Origin of the sequence: Novosphingobium sp. AAP83, from assembly GCF_001295795.1 — a bacterium.
In the GTDB taxonomy this organism is placed as follows: Bacteria; Pseudomonadota; Alphaproteobacteria; order Sphingomonadales; family Sphingomonadaceae; genus Novosphingobium.
The window spans coordinates 20,128-37,772 of record NZ_LJHY01000018.1 but is presented as its reverse complement, the minus strand read 5'-3'; the positions used below and the strand labels follow the sequence as shown (position 1 = coordinate 37,772).

Genomic DNA, 17,645 nt, shown 5'->3' with positions numbered 1-17,645 from the left:
GGGTGACGATTGAAGGATAAAATAATGAGCGAGAAGACACTGGCAGACTGGCAGGCCGCTGCCGCCAAGGAAGTCAAGGGCAAGGACCTGACCTGGGCCACGCCGGAAGGCATCGCCGTCAAGCCGCTCTATACGGCGGAGGACGTCACTGTCGACCCGGGGCTGCCCGGTTTCGCGCCATTCACACGCGGCGTGCGCGCCTCGATGTATGCCGGGCGTCCGTGGACCATCCGCCAGTACGCCGGTTTCTCCACCGCCGAGGAATCCAACGCGTTCTATCGCCGCAACCTTGCCGCCGGGCAGAAAGGCCTCTCGGTCGCATTCGACCTTGCGACGCATCGTGGCTATGACTCTGACCATCCGCGCGTTGTCGGTGATGTCGGCAAGGCGGGCGTGGCGATTGACAGCGTCGAGGACATGAAGATCCTGTTCGACGGGATTCCGCTCGATCAGATGTCGGTGTCGATGACCATGAACGGTGCGGTGATCCCGATCCTGGCGTTCTTCATCGTGGCCGGTGAAGAGCAGGGCGTTGATCGCAAGCTGCTCGACGGGACCATCCAGAACGACATCCTCAAGGAGTTCATGGTCCGCAACACCTACATCTACCCGCCCGAGCCTTCGATGCGGATCATCTCGGACATCTTTGGCTACACCAGCCGCGAGATGCCCAAGTTCAACTCGATCTCGATTTCCGGCTATCACATGCAGGAAGCGGGCGCGACGCAGGTTCAGGAACTCGCCTTTACCATCGCCGATGGCATGGAATACGTGAAATACGGCGTGGCCTCGGGCCTTGATATCGACAAGTTTGCAGGGCGCCTGTCGTTCTTCTTCGCCATCGGCATGAACTTCTTCATGGAAGTGGCCAAGCTGCGCGCGGCGCGCGTGCTGTGGCACCGCGTGATGACCAAGCTTGGTGCGCAGGATGAACGCAGCAAGATGTTGCGCACGCACTGCCAGACCTCGGGCGTGAGCTTGCAGGAGCAAGACCCTTACAACAACGTTATCCGCACCACGATCGAGGCGATGGCCGCGATGCTGGGCGGAACGCAGTCGCTCCACACCAACGCGCTTGATGAAGCCATCGCGCTGCCGACCGACTTTTCTGCCCGCATCGCCCGTAACACGCAGATCGTGATCCAGGAAGAGACGGGCATGTGCAACGTGGTCGATCCGCTGGGCGGGTCGTACTACATCGAAAGCCTGACGCAGGAACTGGTCGACAAGGCTTGGGAGATCATCGAACGCGTCGAAAGCGAAGGCGGCATGGCCAAGGCCGTAGCCGCTGGCTGGCCCAAGGCGATGATCGAGGAAGCCGCAGCTGGCCGTCAGGCGCGGGTGGACCGTGCCGAAGACGTTATCGTTGGCGTCAACAAGTACCGCCTCGCCACCGAAGACAAGCTTGAAACGCTTGAAGTGGATAACGTGGCTGTGCGCGAAGGCCAGATCGCGCGGCTAAAGTGGGTACGCGAAAACCGGGACGAAACCAAGTGCCGCGCGGCCTTGAATGCGCTGACCGAAGGCGCCAAGACCGGCGGCAATCTGCTCGAACTGGCGGTTGAGGCTGCACGCCAGCGCGCGACCTTGGGCGAAATTTCGGATGCGATGGAACTGGTGTTCGGTCGCCACGGCACGTTCCCGACCCCGGTCAAGGGCGTCTACAGCGCTTATTACGAAGGCGATGCACGCTACCAGCAGGTGGTTGATGGCGTCGAAGCGGTTGGCCGCCGTCTGGGCCGCGCGCCCCGCATGCTCGTGTCCAAAATGGGCCAGGACGGGCATGATCGCGGCGCGAACGTGATCGCGTCGGCCTTTGGCGACATGGGCTTTGACGTGACAAGCAGCCCGCTGTTCCAGACACCCGAAGAAGCCGCCAAGCTGGCGCTGGAAAACGATGTCGACGCGGTTGGCGCGTCATCGCTTGCAGCGGGCCACAAGACCCTGATCCCCGAACTGATCCGCCACTTGCGCGAAGCGGGCCGCAGCGACATCAAGGTTGTGGCAGGCGGCGTGATCCCGCCGCAGGACTACGACTTCCTGCGCGAGGCCGGGGTGCAGGGCATTTACGGTCCGGGCACGAACGTGGTCGAAGCGGCGGCGGACATGCTGCGGTTGCTTGGCCACAACATGCCGCCGGTGGACGCTTGAGGCATGCCCACGTTGCTGCGCATCGGCGCGTTCCGGTTCTACTTTTACAGTCATGAACCAAACGGGCCGCCGCATGTCCACGTGGATCGCGGAGCAGCAACGATGAAGGTGTGGTTGGGCAGTTTGGAAGTCGCCAGCAGTCGCGGCTTTCGTGCCCACGAAATCAGTGGCATTGTGGCAATGGTCGAAGAACATCGCGGCGCATTTGTGGGGGCTTGGCATGGGTATTTTGGCTAAAGTTGCCGATGAACGCGTGCTGGACGTTCGTTGCAACGAACACAGCCTGATCGTCGATCTGATGGACGGTCGGACCATTTCGGTGCCGCTCACATGGTACCCCCGCTTGCTCCACGCAACGTCCGAACAGCGCGCGAAGTGGGAACTGGCTGGGGCAGGCTTTGGCATCCACTGGCCTGAGATTGACGAAGACCTGAGCACTGAAGGTCTGCTGCGCGGTGCACCTGCGCCGGATGCCAAGTGAGCCGCAATGGGATCATTGCTGGTGTGGATGCAGCGATCCTTTTTGTGTTGATGATGTTTTTTGCTGGCATGTTCATGCACGGCGATTGAGCTTGGAGTAACTGGATTGTTCAAGAAAATCCTCATTGCCAACCGTGGTGAAATTGCCTGCCGTGTGATCAAGACCGCGCGCCGGATGGGTATTGCCACCGTCGCGGTCTATTCCGATGCCGATGCGCGGGCGCCGTTTGTGCAGATGGCCGATGAGGCGGTGCATATTGGTCCGTCGCCTGCTGCCCAGAGCTATCTGATTGCGGACAAGATCATCGCGGCGTGCAAGCAGACCGGCGCGGATGCGGTTCACCCCGGCTACGGCTTCCTGTCTGAACGCACTTCGTTTGCCGAAGCGCTGGCGGCTGAAGGCATCGCCTTTGTCGGCCCGCCAGTGAACGCGATTGCGGCGATGGGCGACAAGATCGAGTCCAAGAAGCTGGCGCTGAAGGCGGGCGTTAACGTCGTGCCCGGCTTCGTGGGCGAGATCGAGGATACCGAACATGCGGTGCGGATTTCGGAAGAGATCGGCTATCCGGTGATGATGAAGGCCTCGGCTGGCGGCGGCGGCAAGGGCATGCGCCTTGCCTATAGCGAACAGGACGTGCGTGAGGGCTTTGAAGCTACCAAGCGCGAGGGCCTGAACAGCTTTGGCGATGACCGCGTGTTCATCGAGAAGTTCATCCTCAACCCGCGCCACATCGAAATCCAGATTCTGGGCGATAAGCACGGCAACATTCTTTACCTGAACGAGCGTGAATGCTCGATCCAGCGCCGCCACCAGAAGGTGGTGGAAGAAGCGCCTTCGCTGTTCGTGACGCCCAAAATGCGCAAGGCGATGGGTGAACAGTGCGTCGCGCTAAGCCGTGCGGTGGGGTATTATTCGGCTGGCACGGTCGAACTGATCGTATCGGGTGCTGACCCGAGCGGCGAGAGCTTTTACTTCCTCGAAATGAACACCCGTTTGCAGGTGGAGCATCCGGTGACGGAAGCGATCACCGGCATCGACCTTGTCGAACAGATGATCCGCGTTGCTTATGGCGAAAAGCTGGCGATGACGCAGGACGACATTAAGATCGACGGCTGGGCGATTGAAAACCGCGTCTATGCCGAAGACCCCTATCGGGGTTTCCTGCCTTCGACGGGCCGCTTGGTTCGCTATCAGCCGCCACTTGCGGGTTGGACCGATGATGGCGCAGAGAATGGCCGTCGTGGTGTCGACGGCGTGCGCGTGGACGATGGCGTCTATGAAGGCGGCGAAGTTTCCATGTTCTATGACCCGATGATCGCCAAACTGGTGACATGGGGGGCAACGCGCGACGAAGCAGCGGACAAACAGATTGCGGCGCTCGATGCATTCGAGATCGAAGGGCTTGGCCATAACATCGATTTCGTTAACGCGATTATGCAGCATCCGCGTTTCCGTTCGGGCGAATTGACCACGGGCTTTATTGCCGAGGAATATCCTGATGGGTTCCACGGCGCTCCTGCGTCTGCTGAACTGGCGCAGACACTTGCCGCGCTGGCGGGTTTCCTCGCCACCGCGCGGTCTGATCGTGCGCGCCGCGTTGACCAGCAACTGGGCGACGAGCTTGATCCGCCATACGAATGGTCGGTCAAGATCGGCGACAGCACCTTTGCCGTGACGCTCGACGAAGATGAGGTTACGGTGGACGGCAAGTCGATTGACCTCGCGCTGGAATATACGCCGGGTGATCGGATCGTGCATTGCGAGATTGATGACCAGCCGCTGTCGGTGAAGGTCGAACCCACGCGCGCAGGCTTCAAGCTGACCACGCGCGGCGCAATCCACAAAGTGCAAGTGCTGCCAGCACATGTTGCGCCCTATACCGAGCACATGATCGAAAAGATCGCGCCCGATCTTTCGAAGTTCCTGATCTGCCCGATGCCGGGTCTGCTTGTGACGCTGAATGTGGGCGAGGGTGATACGGTGGAAGCCGGACAGCCGCTGGCGGTGGTGGAAGCCATGAAGATGGAAAACATCCTGCGCGCCGAAAAATCGGGCAAGGTGAAGTCGGTCAACGCCAAAGCGGGCGATAGCCTTGCGGTTGATGCGATCATCCTTGAAATGGAATAAGGTGTCTGGCGGGGAGGGCTGACCGGTTCCTTCCCGTCAACCTTGGCCAGTTTCCCACCCTTTTTCGGATAAACGCATTTCTGCTATGGCGCATTGCCGTTCAGCCGCGATAAAGCGCCTGTGTCAGAAAGTGGTTCCGGTTCGGTTTTGGCCGGATCGGGCAGGTCCAAATAGACAGGGTTAGTCGATGGCAAAGTTTACAAGTGCAATGGTTGTGGTGGGCCTTGCGGCTTCGGCTCTGGCAGGTGTGGCGATGGCTGCACCGCCCAAGGGTGATCCAGTTCTGGGCAAAAAAGTGTTTATGCGCTGCGTTGCGTGTCACGCAGTCGTACCAAGTGCAGCCGCGAAAATGGGGCCGAACCTGGCCGGTGTTGTCGGCCGCAAGGCTGGCGCGGCGCCGGGCTTCAAGTATTCGGCAGCGATGAAGAAGGCCAATCTGAAGTGGGACGATGCCACGCTGGACAAGTGGCTGGCCAAGCCTTCGGCGGTGGTCCCTGGCACATCGATGGCGTTTGCTGGCGTTCCCAATGCGGATGATCGCGCGGCGGTGATTGCTTATCTCAAAAAGCCGATGCCCTGATCAAGTCCTTGAGGCTTCAAACAAAGAAGGGGCCGGAAGCTGCAAAAGCTTCCGGCCCCTTCTTTGTTTGTGTTTTGATCAAGCTGCCAGCGCGTAAGGTGCGATTTCACCGCTGAGGTATTGCTTCTTGGCTTTGGCGCGGCTGAGTTTGCCCGAGCTGGTGCGCGGCAGAGTGCGGGGGGGCACCAGTTCGACAACGCAGTTCATGCCCGTGATCGAGCGGACTTTGTCGCGGATTTGGTCGCGCAGTTTGACGCGCTCTTCCGGATCGGACACGCGACAATGCACCAATACGGCAGGCGCTTCCTCGCCGTTTTCGGTTTCGACCGAGAATGCCGCAATATCGCCCTGATGGAAGCCGGGGAGCTGTTCCACCGCCCATTCGATATCCTGCGGCCAGTGATTCTTGCCGTTGATGATGATCATGTCTTTGGCGCGACCAACGATGAACAAGTAGCCCTGTTCATCAACGTAACCCATGTCGCCGGTATCGAGCCAGCCATCGACCAGACATTCGGCGGTCGATTCCGGATCGCGGAAATAGGAGTGCATGATCGAGGACCCACGGCACCACACTTTGCCGATGTGATGGTGGGGCAGTTCGTTGCCCTTTTCGCCGCGAATGGCCAGTTCCATGCCCTTGATCGGCACGCCGCAATTGACCATGGCGCGATAGCGGGCAGGGCGCGACAAATCGCGCGGCGTGCCCGAAAGGCGCTCCTCCTCAACCAGTTCGACGCGGATGCCTTCGCCCGGCGGCATGATGGTGACGCCCAGCGTCGCTTCGGCAAGGCCGTAGCTGGGCAGGAAAGCATCAGCGCGGAAGCCCGCCGGGGCAAAGGCGTTGACGAAGTTCTGCATCACATCGGGGCGGATCATATCGGCCCCGTTGCCCGCAACGCGCCAGCGCGAAAGGTCAAACCGTTCGGCCACGTTGGTTTGGCTGGAAATGCGGCGCGCGCAGATGTCGTAGCCAAAGGTTGGCGAATATGACAGCGTGGTGCCCTTATTGCGGCTGACCATATCGAGCCATGCCAGTGGCCTGCGCGCGAAATCTTCGGTCTTGATGTAATCTACCGAAACGCCGTTGGCGATGGGTGAGAGGAAGCAACCGACAAGGCCCATATCGTGATACCATGGCAGCCACGATACGGCACGATCGGGATCGGCAATGGTCATGCCTTGCGAATGTCCGGCCAGATTGGCCATCAGCGCGCGGTGGGTTACGGCAACGCCATGCGGGAAGCGGGTCGATCCGCTGGAATACTGCAAGTAGCTGATCGCATCGGGATCGGGTGTGGGCAGGGCAGTGTCCGACGATTCGCCTGCGTGGAATTCGCTCCACGAAAGACCGGCGCAACCTTGGCGGGCCGCAGCGGCTCCGGCCATTTCGGCGATCTCGTCAGGATAGATCAGCATCTTCGGGTCAGAGCTGCCGAGCTGGATCGTGAGTTGGTCGATATAATTTTCTTTGCCGCCGAAACTTGTGGGCAACGGCAGCGGCACGGGCCATGCGCCGGCATACATTGCGCCACAAAACAGCGCGGCAAAATCAGGGCCGGTTTCGGCGACGAGCGCGACGCGATCAGCCGGGACGACGCCCAGGGCGATCAGCTTGCGCGCGGCGACCAGCGCATCGGCGCGCAATTTCGCATAGGGGTAGGGCTGGGTAAGCGTGCCGCGCGGATCGTGGAAGTTGAATCCCAGCACGCCCTTGGCGGCATAATCCAGTGCATCGCAGAAGGTATCAAAATCTGAATAGCGACGTGGCTGCACGTCGATATTGGGTGTGGGAACGAGCGTCGCCTTATCAGCAACAGCGTCCAAAACAGTCATGCGATACCCCGATCTCTTCTTCAATCGTCCTGCCGCACCTTGTATCAGCGCGTGCAGGTAAACGGCCCATGACGAGTCCGCAGCAATAAAACAACCGACGCCACGGCACGGGCGTTCTCATTTAACGCGGACTGTGGCACGAATGTGGCGGATGGCTCGCAAACCCCCTTATGATCCGGCCAAGCGCCGTGAACTGCCCATACCAAAGCCGATTGATGCGCCGCGTCTGGAGGAAATGGCGCTGGCCTATGTTGCGCGCTTTGCCTCCAGTGCCGGAAAGCTGGCCGATTACCTGAAGCGCAAGCTGCGCGAACGCGGCTGGGAAGGAGAAGATGGCCCCGATATTGCGGCGCTGGTCGAGCGCTTTGTGCAGATCGGCTATGTTGATGATGCCACGTATGCGCGGTCCAAGGCGCAGGGGTTGTTGCGGCGCGGATATGGCGCGCGGCGAATCGATCAGGCGCTGGGCGCGGCTGGCATTGCCGAGCCGCTGCGCGAAGAATCGCGTGGAAATGGGGCAGAGCGCCGCCGCGCGGCCATCGTAATGGCGCGCAAACGGCGCTTCGGCCCGTTTGGTATCGGCGATAAACCCGATCGGGCGTTGCGCGAAAAGCAAGTCGCGGCCATGTTGCGTGCAGGACACCCCCTTGATCATGTGCGTGCGGTAGTGAATGCGGTTTCCGAACAGGCACTGGAAGAATGGGTCGATGAAGCAGATGACTAGATTCGCAAGCCTTGCAGCACTGGCGCTGATCGCAGGGTGTTCACCCGGCACAGCCGATGCCGGGACCAAGCCGGCGCAGGAAAGCGGTGCTGCTGCGGTTCATCCGGTATCAGGCCTGCCGGTTGTCCCGGTAACCGTGCGGGCGGGCGGCAAGGCGTTGGTGTTCCTTACCGAAGTTGCGCGCACCGCACCCCAGCAAGCCAAGGGGTTGATGTTCCGCACCGGGCTTGCCGATACCGAAGCGATGATTTTTCTGCGTGATCCGCCGGATCGCGCGGCGTTCTGGATGCGAAACACGGTCATCCCGCTCGACATCGTGTTTATCGGGCTGGATCACAAGATCATGAATATCGCCGCCAATGCTGTGCCTTATGATGAAACCCCGCTACCGTCTGCGGGCATCACGCTGGCAGTTTTCGAAATTAACGGCGGATTGGCGGCCAAGCTGGGTATCAAACCGGGTGATCAGGTCGATTGGTGAAATTGCAAGACGGGACGCCAAGTGCATCTCCGCGCTTGCCTGAACCCCCTGTGAAAGGCTAAGCGCTGCGGCCATGAGCATCCTAGGCAAGATCTTCACCTGGTGGAATGGTGCCACCCTCACCACCATGCTTGACAGCGCCCTTCGCGGCGAAAAAGTCGGCACTGACGCGCAGGGCAATACCTACCACCGCGCCAAAAAGCCTTATCCCAAGGGCCATCCTTTTGCCGGACGTGAGCGCCGTTGGGTGATCTATAATGGCGCCAACGATGCCAGCCGCGTGCCTGCCGAATGGCACGGATGGCTGCACGGCAGCTTTGACGGCATACCTGAAAGTAATCTGCCGCCCGCGCGCATCTGGGAGGTGGACTACACCCCCAACGCTACGGGCACTTCGGCTGCCTATCGCCCGCAAGGCGCGCTGGAGCGTGGTGGCAAGCGTGCTGCCGCCACTGGCGATTACGAAGCCTGGTCGCCGGAAGCCTGATGTTTTTCGCTGCACCGTCGGCATCCCGCGCGCTCGCTTTAGTGGGGGCGCTGGCTTTGGCAGGCTGTGGCGGAGATAAAGACGCACCGCCGCCTCCGCCCGAAGCAACGCAAACCGGCGCAGTTGTGGCTGCGGCATCGGGTGCGGTGATGGAAAGCGAATATGGTACGCCGGTCAAGGATCGCGTGGCGACGCTTGGCTTGCTGAACAAGCGCAACAACATCACACAGGACATTATCTTGAAAAGCGGAGAATCGCGCCAGATCGGCAACGCGATTGTGAAGCTTGCAACGTGTGAGAAGACGGCGCCTTGGGAAGATCCCCAAGAAATTGGCGCGTTCGTGCAGTTGTTTGTTCAGGAGCGCGCGTCAACGGACGAGAAATTGACGTGGCGCAAGGTGTTTTCAGGTTGGTTGTTCCGCAACACGCCTTCGCTCAACGTGGTGGAGCACCCGATCTATGACGTGTGGGTGAAGGATTGCGCGATGACATTCCCAGGCGAAGAAACGCCAAAAGCGGACGAGCGCAGCGCGGCAAAGCCTGCTGGCAGCCCGAGTGGTGCAGCACCGTCAGCCCCAACGCCCAGCGCGTCGGCCAGCGCCCGCGCCGCAGCGGCTTCATCTGGCGAATAGCGCCGCTGCGCTTGCGAGAGCAGCCTTAAATACTGGCTTTGCGGGATTTCTACAGCCCCCAACGATGCAAGGTGGCTGGTGGTGAATTGGCAATCGAGCAGTTCTGCGTCGATCTGCCGCAATGATGCCACCAGCCATGCCAGTGCCACTTTCGAAGCGTCCGTCTCGCGGCTGAACATCGATTCGCCGCAAAATACCCGCGCAAAACCAACGCCGTAAAGGCCGCCTACCAGTCGCCCGTCGTTCCAGCATTCAATCGAATGGGCGTGTCCATGCTGGTGCAGGCCGATATAGCTTTCGCGGATGCGCATGCTGATCCAGCTATCTTCCGCGCCGGGGCGGGGGGCCGCACATGCATCAATCACGGCTTCGAAGGCGGTATTGCAGGTCACGGTAAAGCGCCCGCGCCTCAATGTTCGCGCCAGAGACTTGGACATGTGAAAGCCATCCAGCGGCAGAATTGCACGCATCTTGGGCTCAACCCAAAAGACATCGGGATCGTCACGGCTATCCGCCATCGGGAAAATCCCTGCACGGTATGCCTTGAGCAGCAGCTCGGGCGGGATAGTGAGGGGTTCGTTGCGCGACATAATCTCTAACTTTGTGTTTCGGCTGGTTGCATCCCCCGCGTCAACCCTCTAAGGGGCCTTTCGAGCACAGGAGCGTAGCTCAGTTGGTAGAGCATCGGTCTCCAAAACCGAGGGCCGTGGGTTCGAGTCCCTCCGCTCCTGCCACTCGCGAGAGTGGCCAGATTTTCAGGCAGACAAATAAACAGGGCGGCGCGCATTTGCGGCCACTCTGAGTCGCCCCGCTCGCGCCCAGTTTGCTTGAGGCTGGTGCCACGCTAATACGAGAAACGGGTTTAGGCCAACTGCATTTTTCAGGTCGGGAAATGCTCGAAAAACGGCTGTTGCAAGCCACTCTTGCCAAATTCGCCTTGCTCGACTACATCAGAGGCACTCCGACATCGGAAAATCGCCAGCCCCTCCCGGACTTGTCCGGGGCGGCGATGCCCCCTAGGCGGAACAGATGAGTTTCATTTCCGGCATCTGCCGCAGTTTGTAAGGCGTTTAGCAATGGCCAAGACCAGCCCCGGCGAGTTCTTCAACCAGGTGAAGGCAGAAGCGCGCAAGGTCGTTTGGCCAACGCGTCAGGAAACGACGACCACCGCGATCTTTGTCGGCATCCTGATGCTGATCCTGGCGGTGTTCTTCCTCGGCATCGATTCGCTGTTCGGCATGACCGTTCAGTTTCTACTGTCGCTGGCTTGATCGCCCTTCGGGATTGATCGCAGCTTTTAGAAATTTCCAGGACCAAAGAGAGACATATGGCCCGCTGGTATATCATTCACGCCTATTCCGGTTTCGAAAACAAGGTTCGCGACGCGATCTTGTCCGAGGCCGAGCGCATTGGTCTTTCGCAATTGGTCGAGGCGGTGGAAGTGCCCACTGAAACGATCACCGAGGTAAAGCGCGGCAAGAAGGTCCAGGTCGAACGCAAGTTCATGCCAGGCTATGTTCTGGCCAAGCTGGCGATGAACGACGACATCTATCACCTCGTCAAGAACACGCCAAAGGTTACGGGCTTCCTTGGCACCAACAGCAAGCCTCAGCCGATTTCCGACAAGGAAGCCGCACGCTACTTTGGCGCACGCGATCAGGCCGCTGCCGAGCCGCGCAAGAGCGTTGTGGTCGATTACGAAATCGGCGACTCGGTCAAGGTCAACGCGGGGCCATTCGCTTCGTTCAACGGCATTGTCGAGGAACTCGACTTCGACAAGAGCCGTGTGAAGGTTTCGGTTTCTATCTTTGGCCGTGCCACTCCGGTGGAACTGGCGTTCGAAGAAGTCGAACTGGTCCGCTAATCCGGCAATTTGGTTGCATTTGCGCGCCGATCCCGTTATCTGCGCGCCTCTTCTACAGCGAATCCCGTCTGTAGAAACCGTGCGGGAGCCTCGGGTTTTGGCCCAAGGCGTTGACCGCTCACTCTGAAGCGCGGCGAGATCTGCGCTAACAGGAAGAAAGGAGGCCCCTCGTGGCCAAGAAAATTGAAGGCTATATCAAGCTTCAGGTGAAGGCTGGTGAAGCCAAGCCTGCACCACCAATCGGTCCGGCGCTGGGTCAGCGCGGCGTGAACATCATGGAATTCTGCAAGCAGTTCAATGCTGCTACGCAGGAAGTTGAGAAGGGTACGCCGCTTCCAACCGTGATCACCGTCTATGCTGACCGTTCGTTCACGTTCGTCACCAAGACCCCGCCAGCCACATTCTTCATCAAGAAGGCCGTTGGCATCCAGTCGGGTTCGAAGACACCGGGCAAGGCTTCGGCCGGCACGATCACGCGTGCTCAATTGTCGGACATCGCACAGGCCAAGATGAAGGACCTGAACGCGAACGACATCGACGCCGCAACGAAGATCATTGAAGGCTCCGCTCGCGCGATGGGCCTCACCGTGGTGGAGGGCTGAGACCGTGGCCAACCTGAGCAAGAAGCAAAAGTCGCTGACCGAAAAGCTGGGCGACAACATGAAGCTTTACGCCGTCGATGACGCGATCAAGCTGTTGAAGGACCTCAAGAGCGCCAAGTTCGACGAGAGCCTTGAAGTTTCGCTGAACCTCGGCGTTGACCCACGCCACGCTGACCAGATGGTTCGCGGCATGGTCACCCTGCCTTCGGGCACGGGCAAGGACGTCAAGGTTGCCGTGTTCGCACGTGGCGACAAGGCCGAAGCAGCGCTTGCTGCCGGTGCCGACAAGGTCGGTGCCGAAGATCTGCTGGAAGACATGCAGAACGGCAACCTCGATTACGGTCGCGTGATCGCAACGCCGGACATGATGGCCATCGTTGGCCGTCTCGGTAAGGTTCTGGGTCCTAAAGGCCTGATGCCAAACCCGAAGCTGGGCACCGTGACGCCAAACGTCGCCGATGCGGTCAAGGCAGCCAAGAGCGGCCAGATCGAATTCCGCGTTGAAAAGGCCGGCATCATCCATGGCGGCATTGGCAAGCTTTCGTTCTCGGACGATGCGCTGCGCGCCAACTTCGACGCATTCGTTGATGCGATTGTCAAGGCAAAGCCAGCTGGCGCCAAGGGCAAGTATCTGCGCAAGATCGGCCTTTCGTCATCGATGGGCCCCGGCCTGAAGGTTGACGTTTCGCAAGTTCACGGCGGTTAATCCAACCACCTGTGATTTGAAAAAGCGGGCCGGGAGGGGAAACCTTCCCGGCCTGTTTTTTGTGTCAGGGTTTTTTCAAGCGCGGCGTGGACATGCCCACCCCGCTGCGACTAACGCCTTATACGAAGACGCAAGTCTCGCTCCCCTCCCGCAAGCGGGAGGGGGTGGGCCGATCTGGACGAACCGAGGATGGACGATGACCGAAAAAGAAGCGCCCAAGAACCCGGTGACAATCGCCCGCCTGCAAGTGGAAGCGGTTATCCCGCCCGAAAAGCGCGGCCCCGGCTGGGACCGGCACTGGCGCGAGCTGGAGCACTATGCCGAAGCGGCGATGGACTGGACGGTTAACCCGAAGCCCTGAGATTGGCTGGCGTATAGCATTCGACCACGAGGCTGATCGCGCTGCCATTGGCCAGGCGCAAGACCGCGCGATGCGATAGTACGGTGCCCTTGGGGCATTCTTCTGCCCGTCCGCGCTGTGCCGACAGCCTCTCGCGCCGGAAGCCGAGCGGGGTGACCACTTTGCCAAACGGCGTATCGGTGGTCTCTAGCGTGCGGTTCATGTCCGACGTCAGCCTTGCGGGCACATACCAATTATGCGCAACGGACAGCACGTGATCGCCGCACGCCAGACGGACGTGACGATAGGCGACTTGCGCATCGTTCGGCACGCCAAGCGCGGCCAACACGGCAGGGGTGGGGATAAGCTTTGCGTCACGGTCCGCCAGTGCGCGGATGACCGGCGGCTGTGCGATCTGCCGAGCCCCGCACCATTGGCCAAGCGCGGCAGTCGCGCTGTCATTGGCCGCCAGCACAGATTCAAAGCGCGGCAGATTGGGGTTGGTGCAGCCGGTTAGAGCGGCAAGCGCGGCCAACAGCACCCGGCGCATCAGGGGGCAGCGGCGGCAGGACCATCGGGCAGGCGGCGCGCAGTGATGATTTTCACTGGTTGCGCGAGCATTTGCCCGCGCATGAAGCCTTCGCCTTCGGTCTCTGAAATGGGGGCGGCAAAGATGGCTTTGACCACATCCATGCCTTCGATCACTTGGCCAAATGCGGCATAGCCTGCTTTGGCTTCTGGGTCGGTCGAATCAGGCTGCGCATCAAGGCCGGGCTGGTCCGATACCATGATTGAAAAGTCACCCGTCGCCGTGCCGGGGGCGTAGCGCGCCATCGAGAGCGTACCTGCCTTGTGCGGAATACCGGTCTGGTCGGTGGGCTCATGCGCCACGGGCGGCAGGTTGCGCTTGGGGTCGTTGCGGGTGCCCGCCTGAATCAAGCCGTTGGGTTGTTCGCCCCATTTGAGGTGCATGGCGCGATAGAACACCGTGCCATCAAAACGCTTTGTTTCGGCATAGCGCACGAAGTTTGTGGCGCTGGCAGGCGCGCGCTTCACGTCAACCTCAACCACGATTGGCCCCATGTCCGTCGTTAGCGCGATCCGCACTTTCTCGGGCAAAGGCGCGGTAGATGGCTTGGCGTAAGCGGGCACCGCAGGCCGGGCCACTGGCGCGCGCTTTTTTACCGGCGCTGCGGCGATCAGCAGAATCGCCAGCGGAGCGAACAAGGCCACACGCCGCGCGATCATCGGATCAGATCCCGCCTGTCACGGGCAAGCGGCCAATCGCCGTCAGCCCTTCTTCCAGCGCATGGGCGCAAGCCTTGAGCTGGTCATCACTGACCGAGCGGATCACGAAATTGGCACCGGTCTTGCCCTCACGGAAGAACGGATAGCTGCCGATCTGGCATTCCTCGAAGGCCTTTTCGGTTTCGCGCAGCAGATCGGCAATCTCGCTTTCAGCCACCCAGCAGCCGACGGTGGTGGACAGCAGCGGCAATCCGCCTTCCAACTGGCCGGTCAAGCCATCAAGCATTTGCGCGGTAATGCCGGGGACGCCAGCCATCAGATAGACATTGCCTGCCTTGATGCCGGGAGCGCCCGATACGCGGTTCTCGATCAGGTCTGCGCCCTGGGGCACGCGCGCCATGCGCAGGCGGGCATCGTTGAGCCCACCGCGCGTTTCGTAATAGCTTTCAAGGATCGCGCGCGCCTTGGGGTGGATCACCACGTCAACGCCGAGCGCCTGCGCCACTGCGTCGACCGTGATATCGTCATGCGTGGGGCCGATGCCGCCGGTGGTAAACAGATAGTCATTGCGCGCGCGCAACGTGTTCACCGCCTCGACAATGGCCTCCATAACATCGGGTACCACGCGCACTTCACGCAGGCGAATGCCTTGCACGCCAAGCCAGGTGGCGACTTGGGCGATGTTTTTGTCCTGCGTGCGGCCAGACAGGATTTCGTCACCCACCACGATCAATGCGGCGGTCCAGATACGGGTTTCATTGGTCATGGCGAACAGCTTAGAGCAAGGCTCGTCTTGGCAAAAGCGCTATTGCGCTGTTTCCAACTGCTCCTTCGGGCGAGAGGCTGCGCGCGGGTGGCCGAATTGCAGCACGCCATCGTCTAGCGGGTCGCTCTGCATCCATGCCTTGTCGCGCACATAGTCCTGATTGAGCCGCCAGCGCATGTCGGTTGCGCTTTTGGGCAGGAGGTGGCGGGCGCGTTCGATATAGCCGGACGAGAAATCGTAGATGTTGTCTTCATCAAGGTGATGATTGGGCGCAAGCTTGGGCACGGCCACTTGCGTGCCATCGGCCTTCATCTTGTTGAGTATATCGCAGATAAACCGCGCGTTGATATCGGCGCGCAAGGTCCATGATGCGTTGAGATAGCCGAACACCGCCGCAAGATTGGGCACGTTCGAGAACATCGCGCCTTTGTAGTAATAGTGATCCGCAAAATCGAGCGGGATGCCATCGGCGCTCAGCGCGATCTTGCCCGCCATGACCATCTTCAGGCCGGTGGCGGTGATGATCACATCGGCATCAAGGTGTTTGCCCGATTTCAGTTGAATGCCGGTGGCATCAAACCGCGCGATATGATCGGTAACAATGCTCGCCTTTCCGGCGTTGATCGCTTTGAACAGATCGCCGTCCGGCACCAGACACAGGCGCTGGTCCCACGGGTCATAGGGCGGGGTGAAGGTCTTGGCGTCGTACTTGTCGCCCAGTTCTTGCCTGATCCGCTTGGTCAGGAAGTCCTTCACCTGCTGCGGCTTGGTCCGGGCGCGTTTGAACACCAGATTCTGCATGCGCACGTTTTTGAAGCGGGTGATCCGGTAGGCCAGCTTTTCGGGCAGGATTTTGCGCAAGAAGTTGGCGATGGCGTCCTTGGCGGGGCGGATACCGTACCATGTTGGCGTGCGCTGAAGCATGGTTACATGCGCGGCCTTGCTGGCCATAGAAGGCACCATCGTCACGGCAGTTGCGCCTGATCCGATCACGACCACACGCTTGCCGCTGTAATCCAGGTCTTCGGGCCAGAACTGGGGGTGGATGATATCACCCTTGAAGTCATCACGGCCTGCAAATTCAGCTTCGAAGGGAGTGTCGTAATCGTAATAGCCAGAGCCGAGGTAGAGCCAGCGCGCGGTCACGCGCGAACGCTGACTGTCGGGGCCTTCAAGCGTCGCAATCCACATACCCGATCCGCTATCGAAGTCTGCGCTGAGCACTTTGCTATCAAAGCGGATGTGGCGGCGGATATCGCGTTCATCGGCGATGCGGTTGAGATAATCGAGGATTGCCGGGCCATCTGCGATGGATTTTTCGTGTTTCCACGGTTCAAATTCAAAACCCAAAGTGTGCATATCGGAATCCGAACGCACGCCGGGATAGCGAAACAAGTCCCACGTCCCGCCAATCTGGGCGCGGCGCTCAACGATGGCAAAGCTGTGATCGGGGCAGAGCATTTGCATGTGCGCGGCCATGCCGATCCCGGAAATTCCGGCACCGACGATAAGCACATCATGATCTGGCGTGGCGGTGACAGGCTGTTGGAGGCCCAAGACTTCTCTCCCGTTATTCTATTTACAGCAATGTTAGCACGACTTTGCGCGATTGCGAGTCTGTTCGCACTTTGCCACTGATGGCCAATGACGATGATCGCTGCCCGCCGCTATAGCCACGGTAACCCCCATGATGAACCGCTTGTCCTTGACGGCAAGCCTGTTCCCGAATTGCCTGCGCACAGTTTCGACTGGATCGGATTGTGCGAACCATCGACGGATGAAATGGAATTGGTGCGCCAGCAATATGGTTTGCACCCGTTGGCGGCAGAAGATGCCCTGAACCCCCGCCAATTGCCGAAGATTGAAGTGTACGGCCGGACACTGTTCGTCGTGGCACGTACCGCAGATCTGCGGCTCGGTGAGGATATTGCTTATGGGCAGACCGCGTTCTTCGTAGGTCCGGGGTATCTGATCAGCGTGCGGTTTGGCAGCCCCCGAGCGCATACATCCTTGCGGCAAGCACTTGAGACGAAGACCGACCGCCTTGCCGAAGGGCCGGACTATGTCCTTCACGCCGTGCTCGATTTTATCGTCGATGGGTATCTGCCACTGCTCGATTCGCTCGATAATGTGGCGCAGGAGATGGAAGAAGCCGCGATTGACGTGTTTCCCGAACAATCGGTGATCCGCCGCATTTTCCGTCTGCGTCGCCAGTTGCGCCGGTTTGAACGCGTGATCGGGCCGATGGAGGAAATGGTGGAGCGGCTGGTCATTGCCGACCTGCCCTGCATTGATCCGGGCGCGCGTATCTGGTTCCGCGATGTGCTCGATCACGTACGCCGGGCCATGGCACGCATGCGCAGCCTGAAAGAGACGCTGGCGGCGATTGTCGAAACCGCCAGCCTGCTCGAACAGCACCGGCAGGGCGAGATGGCGCGGTCCTTGGCGGCATGGGCAGCGATCCTCGCGGTGCCGACCGCCATCGCCGGGATTTACGGAATGAATTTCGACTATCTGCCCGAACTGCACTGGCGCTATGGCTATTTCGCGGTGTGGGGCGCGATCATCACGATCTGCTGCGGGCTGTGGTTGCGGTTCCGCAGCATCGGCTGGTTATAGG

General features: G+C 60.1%; 20 protein-coding genes, 1 tRNA gene and 1 pseudogene. 16 read left to right on the top strand and 6 right to left on the bottom strand.

The window, feature by feature from the left end; genetic code table 11:
* Positions 1-24: 24 nt before the first annotated feature.
* From scpA to IP81_RS09840, 5 genes are all read left to right on the top strand, one after another.
* On the top strand, positions 25-2,151 hold the full coding sequence (gene scpA, locus IP81_RS09860; RefSeq protein WP_054107831.1) for a methylmalonyl-CoA mutase: 2,127 nt from the start codon (positions 25-27) through the stop codon (positions 2,149-2,151).
* A gap of 3 nt (positions 2,152-2,154) precedes the next feature.
* Entirely contained in the window at positions 2,155-2,388 is a 234-nt protein-coding gene (locus IP81_RS09855; protein WP_054107830.1) for a DUF4160 domain-containing protein, read from the top strand.
* Entirely contained in the window at positions 2,372-2,632 is a 261-nt protein-coding gene (locus IP81_RS09850) for a DUF2442 domain-containing protein (RefSeq protein ID WP_054107829.1), read from the top strand. The genes IP81_RS09855 and IP81_RS09850 overlap by 17 nt, the downstream gene beginning before the upstream one ends.
* Positions 2,633-2,737: 105 nt before the next feature.
* On the top strand, positions 2,738-4,759 hold the full coding sequence (locus tag IP81_RS09845) for an acetyl/propionyl/methylcrotonyl-CoA carboxylase subunit alpha (protein ID WP_054107828.1): 2,022 nt from the start codon (positions 2,738-2,740) through the stop codon (positions 4,757-4,759).
* Between the two features lie 187 nt (positions 4,760-4,946).
* Positions 4,947-5,339 carry a cytochrome c family protein gene (locus IP81_RS09840; protein WP_082356077.1) on the top strand — a complete coding sequence of 131 codons (393 nt, stop codon included), beginning with the start codon at positions 4,947-4,949 and terminating at the stop codon, positions 5,337-5,339.
* Between the two features lie 78 nt (positions 5,340-5,417).
* Here the strand turns inward: IP81_RS09840 and IP81_RS09835 are convergent, their stop codons facing one another.
* Positions 5,418-7,175, bottom strand: coding sequence for a fatty acyl-AMP ligase (locus IP81_RS09835; protein ID WP_054107826.1), 1,758 nt, complete (start codon positions 7,173-7,175; stop codon positions 5,418-5,420).
* Between the two features lie 151 nt (positions 7,176-7,326).
* Between IP81_RS09835 and IP81_RS09830 the strand changes: the two genes are divergently transcribed.
* From IP81_RS09830 to IP81_RS21660, 4 genes and pseudogenes are all read left to right on the top strand, one after another.
* Positions 7,327-7,899: a regulatory protein RecX gene (locus IP81_RS09830; RefSeq protein ID WP_054107888.1), complete on the top strand. Its 573-nt coding sequence runs from the start codon at positions 7,327-7,329 to the stop codon at positions 7,897-7,899.
* Positions 7,892-8,380, top strand: coding sequence for a DUF192 domain-containing protein (locus IP81_RS09825; RefSeq protein WP_157573157.1), 489 nt, complete (start codon positions 7,892-7,894; stop codon positions 8,378-8,380). The genes IP81_RS09830 and IP81_RS09825 overlap by 8 nt, the downstream gene beginning before the upstream one ends.
* 73 nt (positions 8,381-8,453) lie before the next feature.
* Positions 8,454-8,867 (top strand): NADH:ubiquinone oxidoreductase subunit NDUFA12, encoded by a 414-nt coding sequence (locus IP81_RS09820; RefSeq protein ID WP_054107824.1) that lies wholly within the window; start codon positions 8,454-8,456, stop codon positions 8,865-8,867.
* Positions 8,867-9,289: pseudogene (locus IP81_RS21660) on the top strand (DUF2155 domain-containing protein); the annotation flags it as partial. The gene IP81_RS09820 and the pseudogene IP81_RS21660, both read left to right, overlap by 1 nt.
* 35 nt (positions 9,290-9,324) lie before the next feature.
* Here IP81_RS21660 and aat read toward each other — a convergent pair.
* Positions 9,325-10,089 carry a leucyl/phenylalanyl-tRNA--protein transferase gene (gene aat, locus IP81_RS09815; protein ID WP_054107823.1) on the bottom strand — a complete coding sequence of 255 codons (765 nt, stop codon included), beginning with the start codon at positions 10,087-10,089 and terminating at the stop codon, positions 9,325-9,327.
* Positions 10,090-10,157: 68 nt separating this feature from the next.
* Here aat and IP81_RS09810 point away from each other — a divergent pair.
* From IP81_RS09810 to IP81_RS20900, 6 genes are all read left to right on the top strand, one after another.
* Positions 10,158-10,233 (top strand) — tRNA-Trp (locus IP81_RS09810).
* 342 nt (positions 10,234-10,575) lie between these two features.
* Entirely contained in the window at positions 10,576-10,770 is a 195-nt protein-coding gene (secE, locus tag IP81_RS09805; RefSeq protein ID WP_054107822.1) for a preprotein translocase subunit SecE, read from the top strand.
* 56 nt (positions 10,771-10,826) lie between these two features.
* Positions 10,827-11,363: a transcription termination/antitermination protein NusG gene (gene nusG, locus IP81_RS09800; protein WP_054107821.1), complete on the top strand. Its 537-nt coding sequence runs from the start codon at positions 10,827-10,829 to the stop codon at positions 11,361-11,363.
* A 170-nt stretch (positions 11,364-11,533) separates the two neighbouring features.
* The gene (gene rplK, locus IP81_RS09795) at positions 11,534-11,965 is read left to right on the top strand and encodes a 50S ribosomal protein L11 (RefSeq protein ID WP_054107820.1); all 432 of its coding nucleotides are present in this window, start codon (positions 11,534-11,536) and stop codon (positions 11,963-11,965) included.
* Positions 11,966-11,969: 4 nt separating this feature from the next.
* On the top strand, positions 11,970-12,671 hold the full coding sequence (gene rplA / locus IP81_RS09790; protein ID WP_054107819.1) for a 50S ribosomal protein L1: 702 nt from the start codon (positions 11,970-11,972) through the stop codon (positions 12,669-12,671).
* Positions 12,672-12,867: 196 nt separating this feature from the next.
* Entirely contained in the window at positions 12,868-13,032 is a 165-nt protein-coding gene (locus IP81_RS20900; RefSeq protein WP_197274589.1) for a hypothetical protein, read from the top strand.
* Here IP81_RS20900 and IP81_RS09785 read toward each other — a convergent pair.
* The 4 genes from IP81_RS09785 to IP81_RS09770 are packed head-to-tail and all read right to left on the bottom strand — an operon-like array spanning position 13,016 to position 16,504.
* On the bottom strand, positions 13,016-13,561 hold the full coding sequence (locus tag IP81_RS09785) for a hypothetical protein (protein ID WP_054107818.1): 546 nt from the start codon (positions 13,559-13,561) through the stop codon (positions 13,016-13,018). The genes IP81_RS20900 and IP81_RS09785 overlap by 17 nt on opposite strands.
* Entirely contained in the window at positions 13,561-14,259 is a 699-nt protein-coding gene (locus IP81_RS09780) for a peptidylprolyl isomerase (RefSeq protein ID WP_054107817.1), read from the bottom strand. Before IP81_RS09780 ends, IP81_RS09785 begins: the two co-directional genes overlap by 1 nt.
* Before the next feature lie 4 nt (positions 14,260-14,263).
* Entirely contained in the window at positions 14,264-15,025 is a 762-nt protein-coding gene (locus IP81_RS09775) for a molybdopterin-binding protein (RefSeq protein ID WP_054107816.1), read from the bottom strand.
* A 39-nt stretch (positions 15,026-15,064) separates the two neighbouring features.
* Positions 15,065-16,504 (bottom strand): NAD(P)/FAD-dependent oxidoreductase, encoded by a 1,440-nt coding sequence (locus IP81_RS09770; protein WP_231626359.1) that lies wholly within the window; start codon positions 16,502-16,504, stop codon positions 15,065-15,067.
* 165 nt (positions 16,505-16,669) lie between these two features.
* On the opposite strand from IP81_RS09770, the gene IP81_RS09765 reads away from it, so the two are divergent.
* On the top strand, positions 16,670-17,644 hold the full coding sequence (locus IP81_RS09765) for a magnesium and cobalt transport protein CorA (RefSeq protein WP_054107814.1): 975 nt from the start codon (positions 16,670-16,672) through the stop codon (positions 17,642-17,644).
* Position 17,645: the final 1 nt, after the last annotated feature.

Bases quoted from the DNA above. Each gene is read 5' to 3' on its own strand.
- aat (WP_054107823.1), bottom strand. From the start codon at position 10,089: ATGTCGCGCAACGAACCCCTCACTATCCCGCCCGAGCTGCTGCTCAAG.
- IP81_RS09835 (WP_054107826.1), bottom strand. From the start codon at position 7,175: ATGACTGTTTTGGACGCTGTTGCTGATAAGGCGACGCTCGTTCCCACA.
- nusG (WP_054107821.1), top strand. From the start codon at position 10,827: ATGGCCCGCTGGTATATCATTCACGCCTATTCCGGTTTCGAAAACAAG.
- IP81_RS09830 (WP_054107888.1), top strand. From the start codon at position 7,327: ATGGCTCGCAAACCCCCTTATGATCCGGCCAAGCGCCGTGAACTGCCC.
- IP81_RS09780 (WP_054107817.1), bottom strand. From the start codon at position 14,259: ATGATCGCGCGGCGTGTGGCCTTGTTCGCTCCGCTGGCGATTCTGCTG.
- IP81_RS09775 (WP_054107816.1), bottom strand. From the start codon at position 15,025: ATGACCAATGAAACCCGTATCTGGACCGCCGCATTGATCGTGGTGGGT.
- scpA (WP_054107831.1), top strand. From the start codon at position 25: ATGAGCGAGAAGACACTGGCAGACTGGCAGGCCGCTGCCGCCAAGGAA.
- IP81_RS09785 (WP_054107818.1), bottom strand. From the start codon at position 13,561: ATGCGCCGGGTGCTGTTGGCCGCGCTTGCCGCTCTAACCGGCTGCACC.
- secE (WP_054107822.1), top strand. From the start codon at position 10,576: ATGGCCAAGACCAGCCCCGGCGAGTTCTTCAACCAGGTGAAGGCAGAA.
- IP81_RS09770 (WP_231626359.1), bottom strand. From the start codon at position 16,504: ATGGCCGCGCACATGCAAATGCTCTGCCCCGATCACAGCTTTGCCATC.
- IP81_RS09850 (WP_054107829.1), top strand. From the start codon at position 2,372: ATGGGTATTTTGGCTAAAGTTGCCGATGAACGCGTGCTGGACGTTCGT.
- IP81_RS20900 (WP_197274589.1), top strand. From the start codon at position 12,868: ATGACCGAAAAAGAAGCGCCCAAGAACCCGGTGACAATCGCCCGCCTG.
- IP81_RS09765 (WP_054107814.1), top strand. From the start codon at position 16,670: ATGACGATGATCGCTGCCCGCCGCTATAGCCACGGTAACCCCCATGAT.
- IP81_RS09820 (WP_054107824.1), top strand. From the start codon at position 8,454: ATGAGCATCCTAGGCAAGATCTTCACCTGGTGGAATGGTGCCACCCTC.
- IP81_RS09825 (WP_157573157.1), top strand. From the start codon at position 7,892: ATGACTAGATTCGCAAGCCTTGCAGCACTGGCGCTGATCGCAGGGTGT.
- IP81_RS09840 (WP_082356077.1), top strand. From the start codon at position 4,947: ATGGCAAAGTTTACAAGTGCAATGGTTGTGGTGGGCCTTGCGGCTTCG.
- IP81_RS09855 (WP_054107830.1), top strand. From the start codon at position 2,155: ATGCCCACGTTGCTGCGCATCGGCGCGTTCCGGTTCTACTTTTACAGT.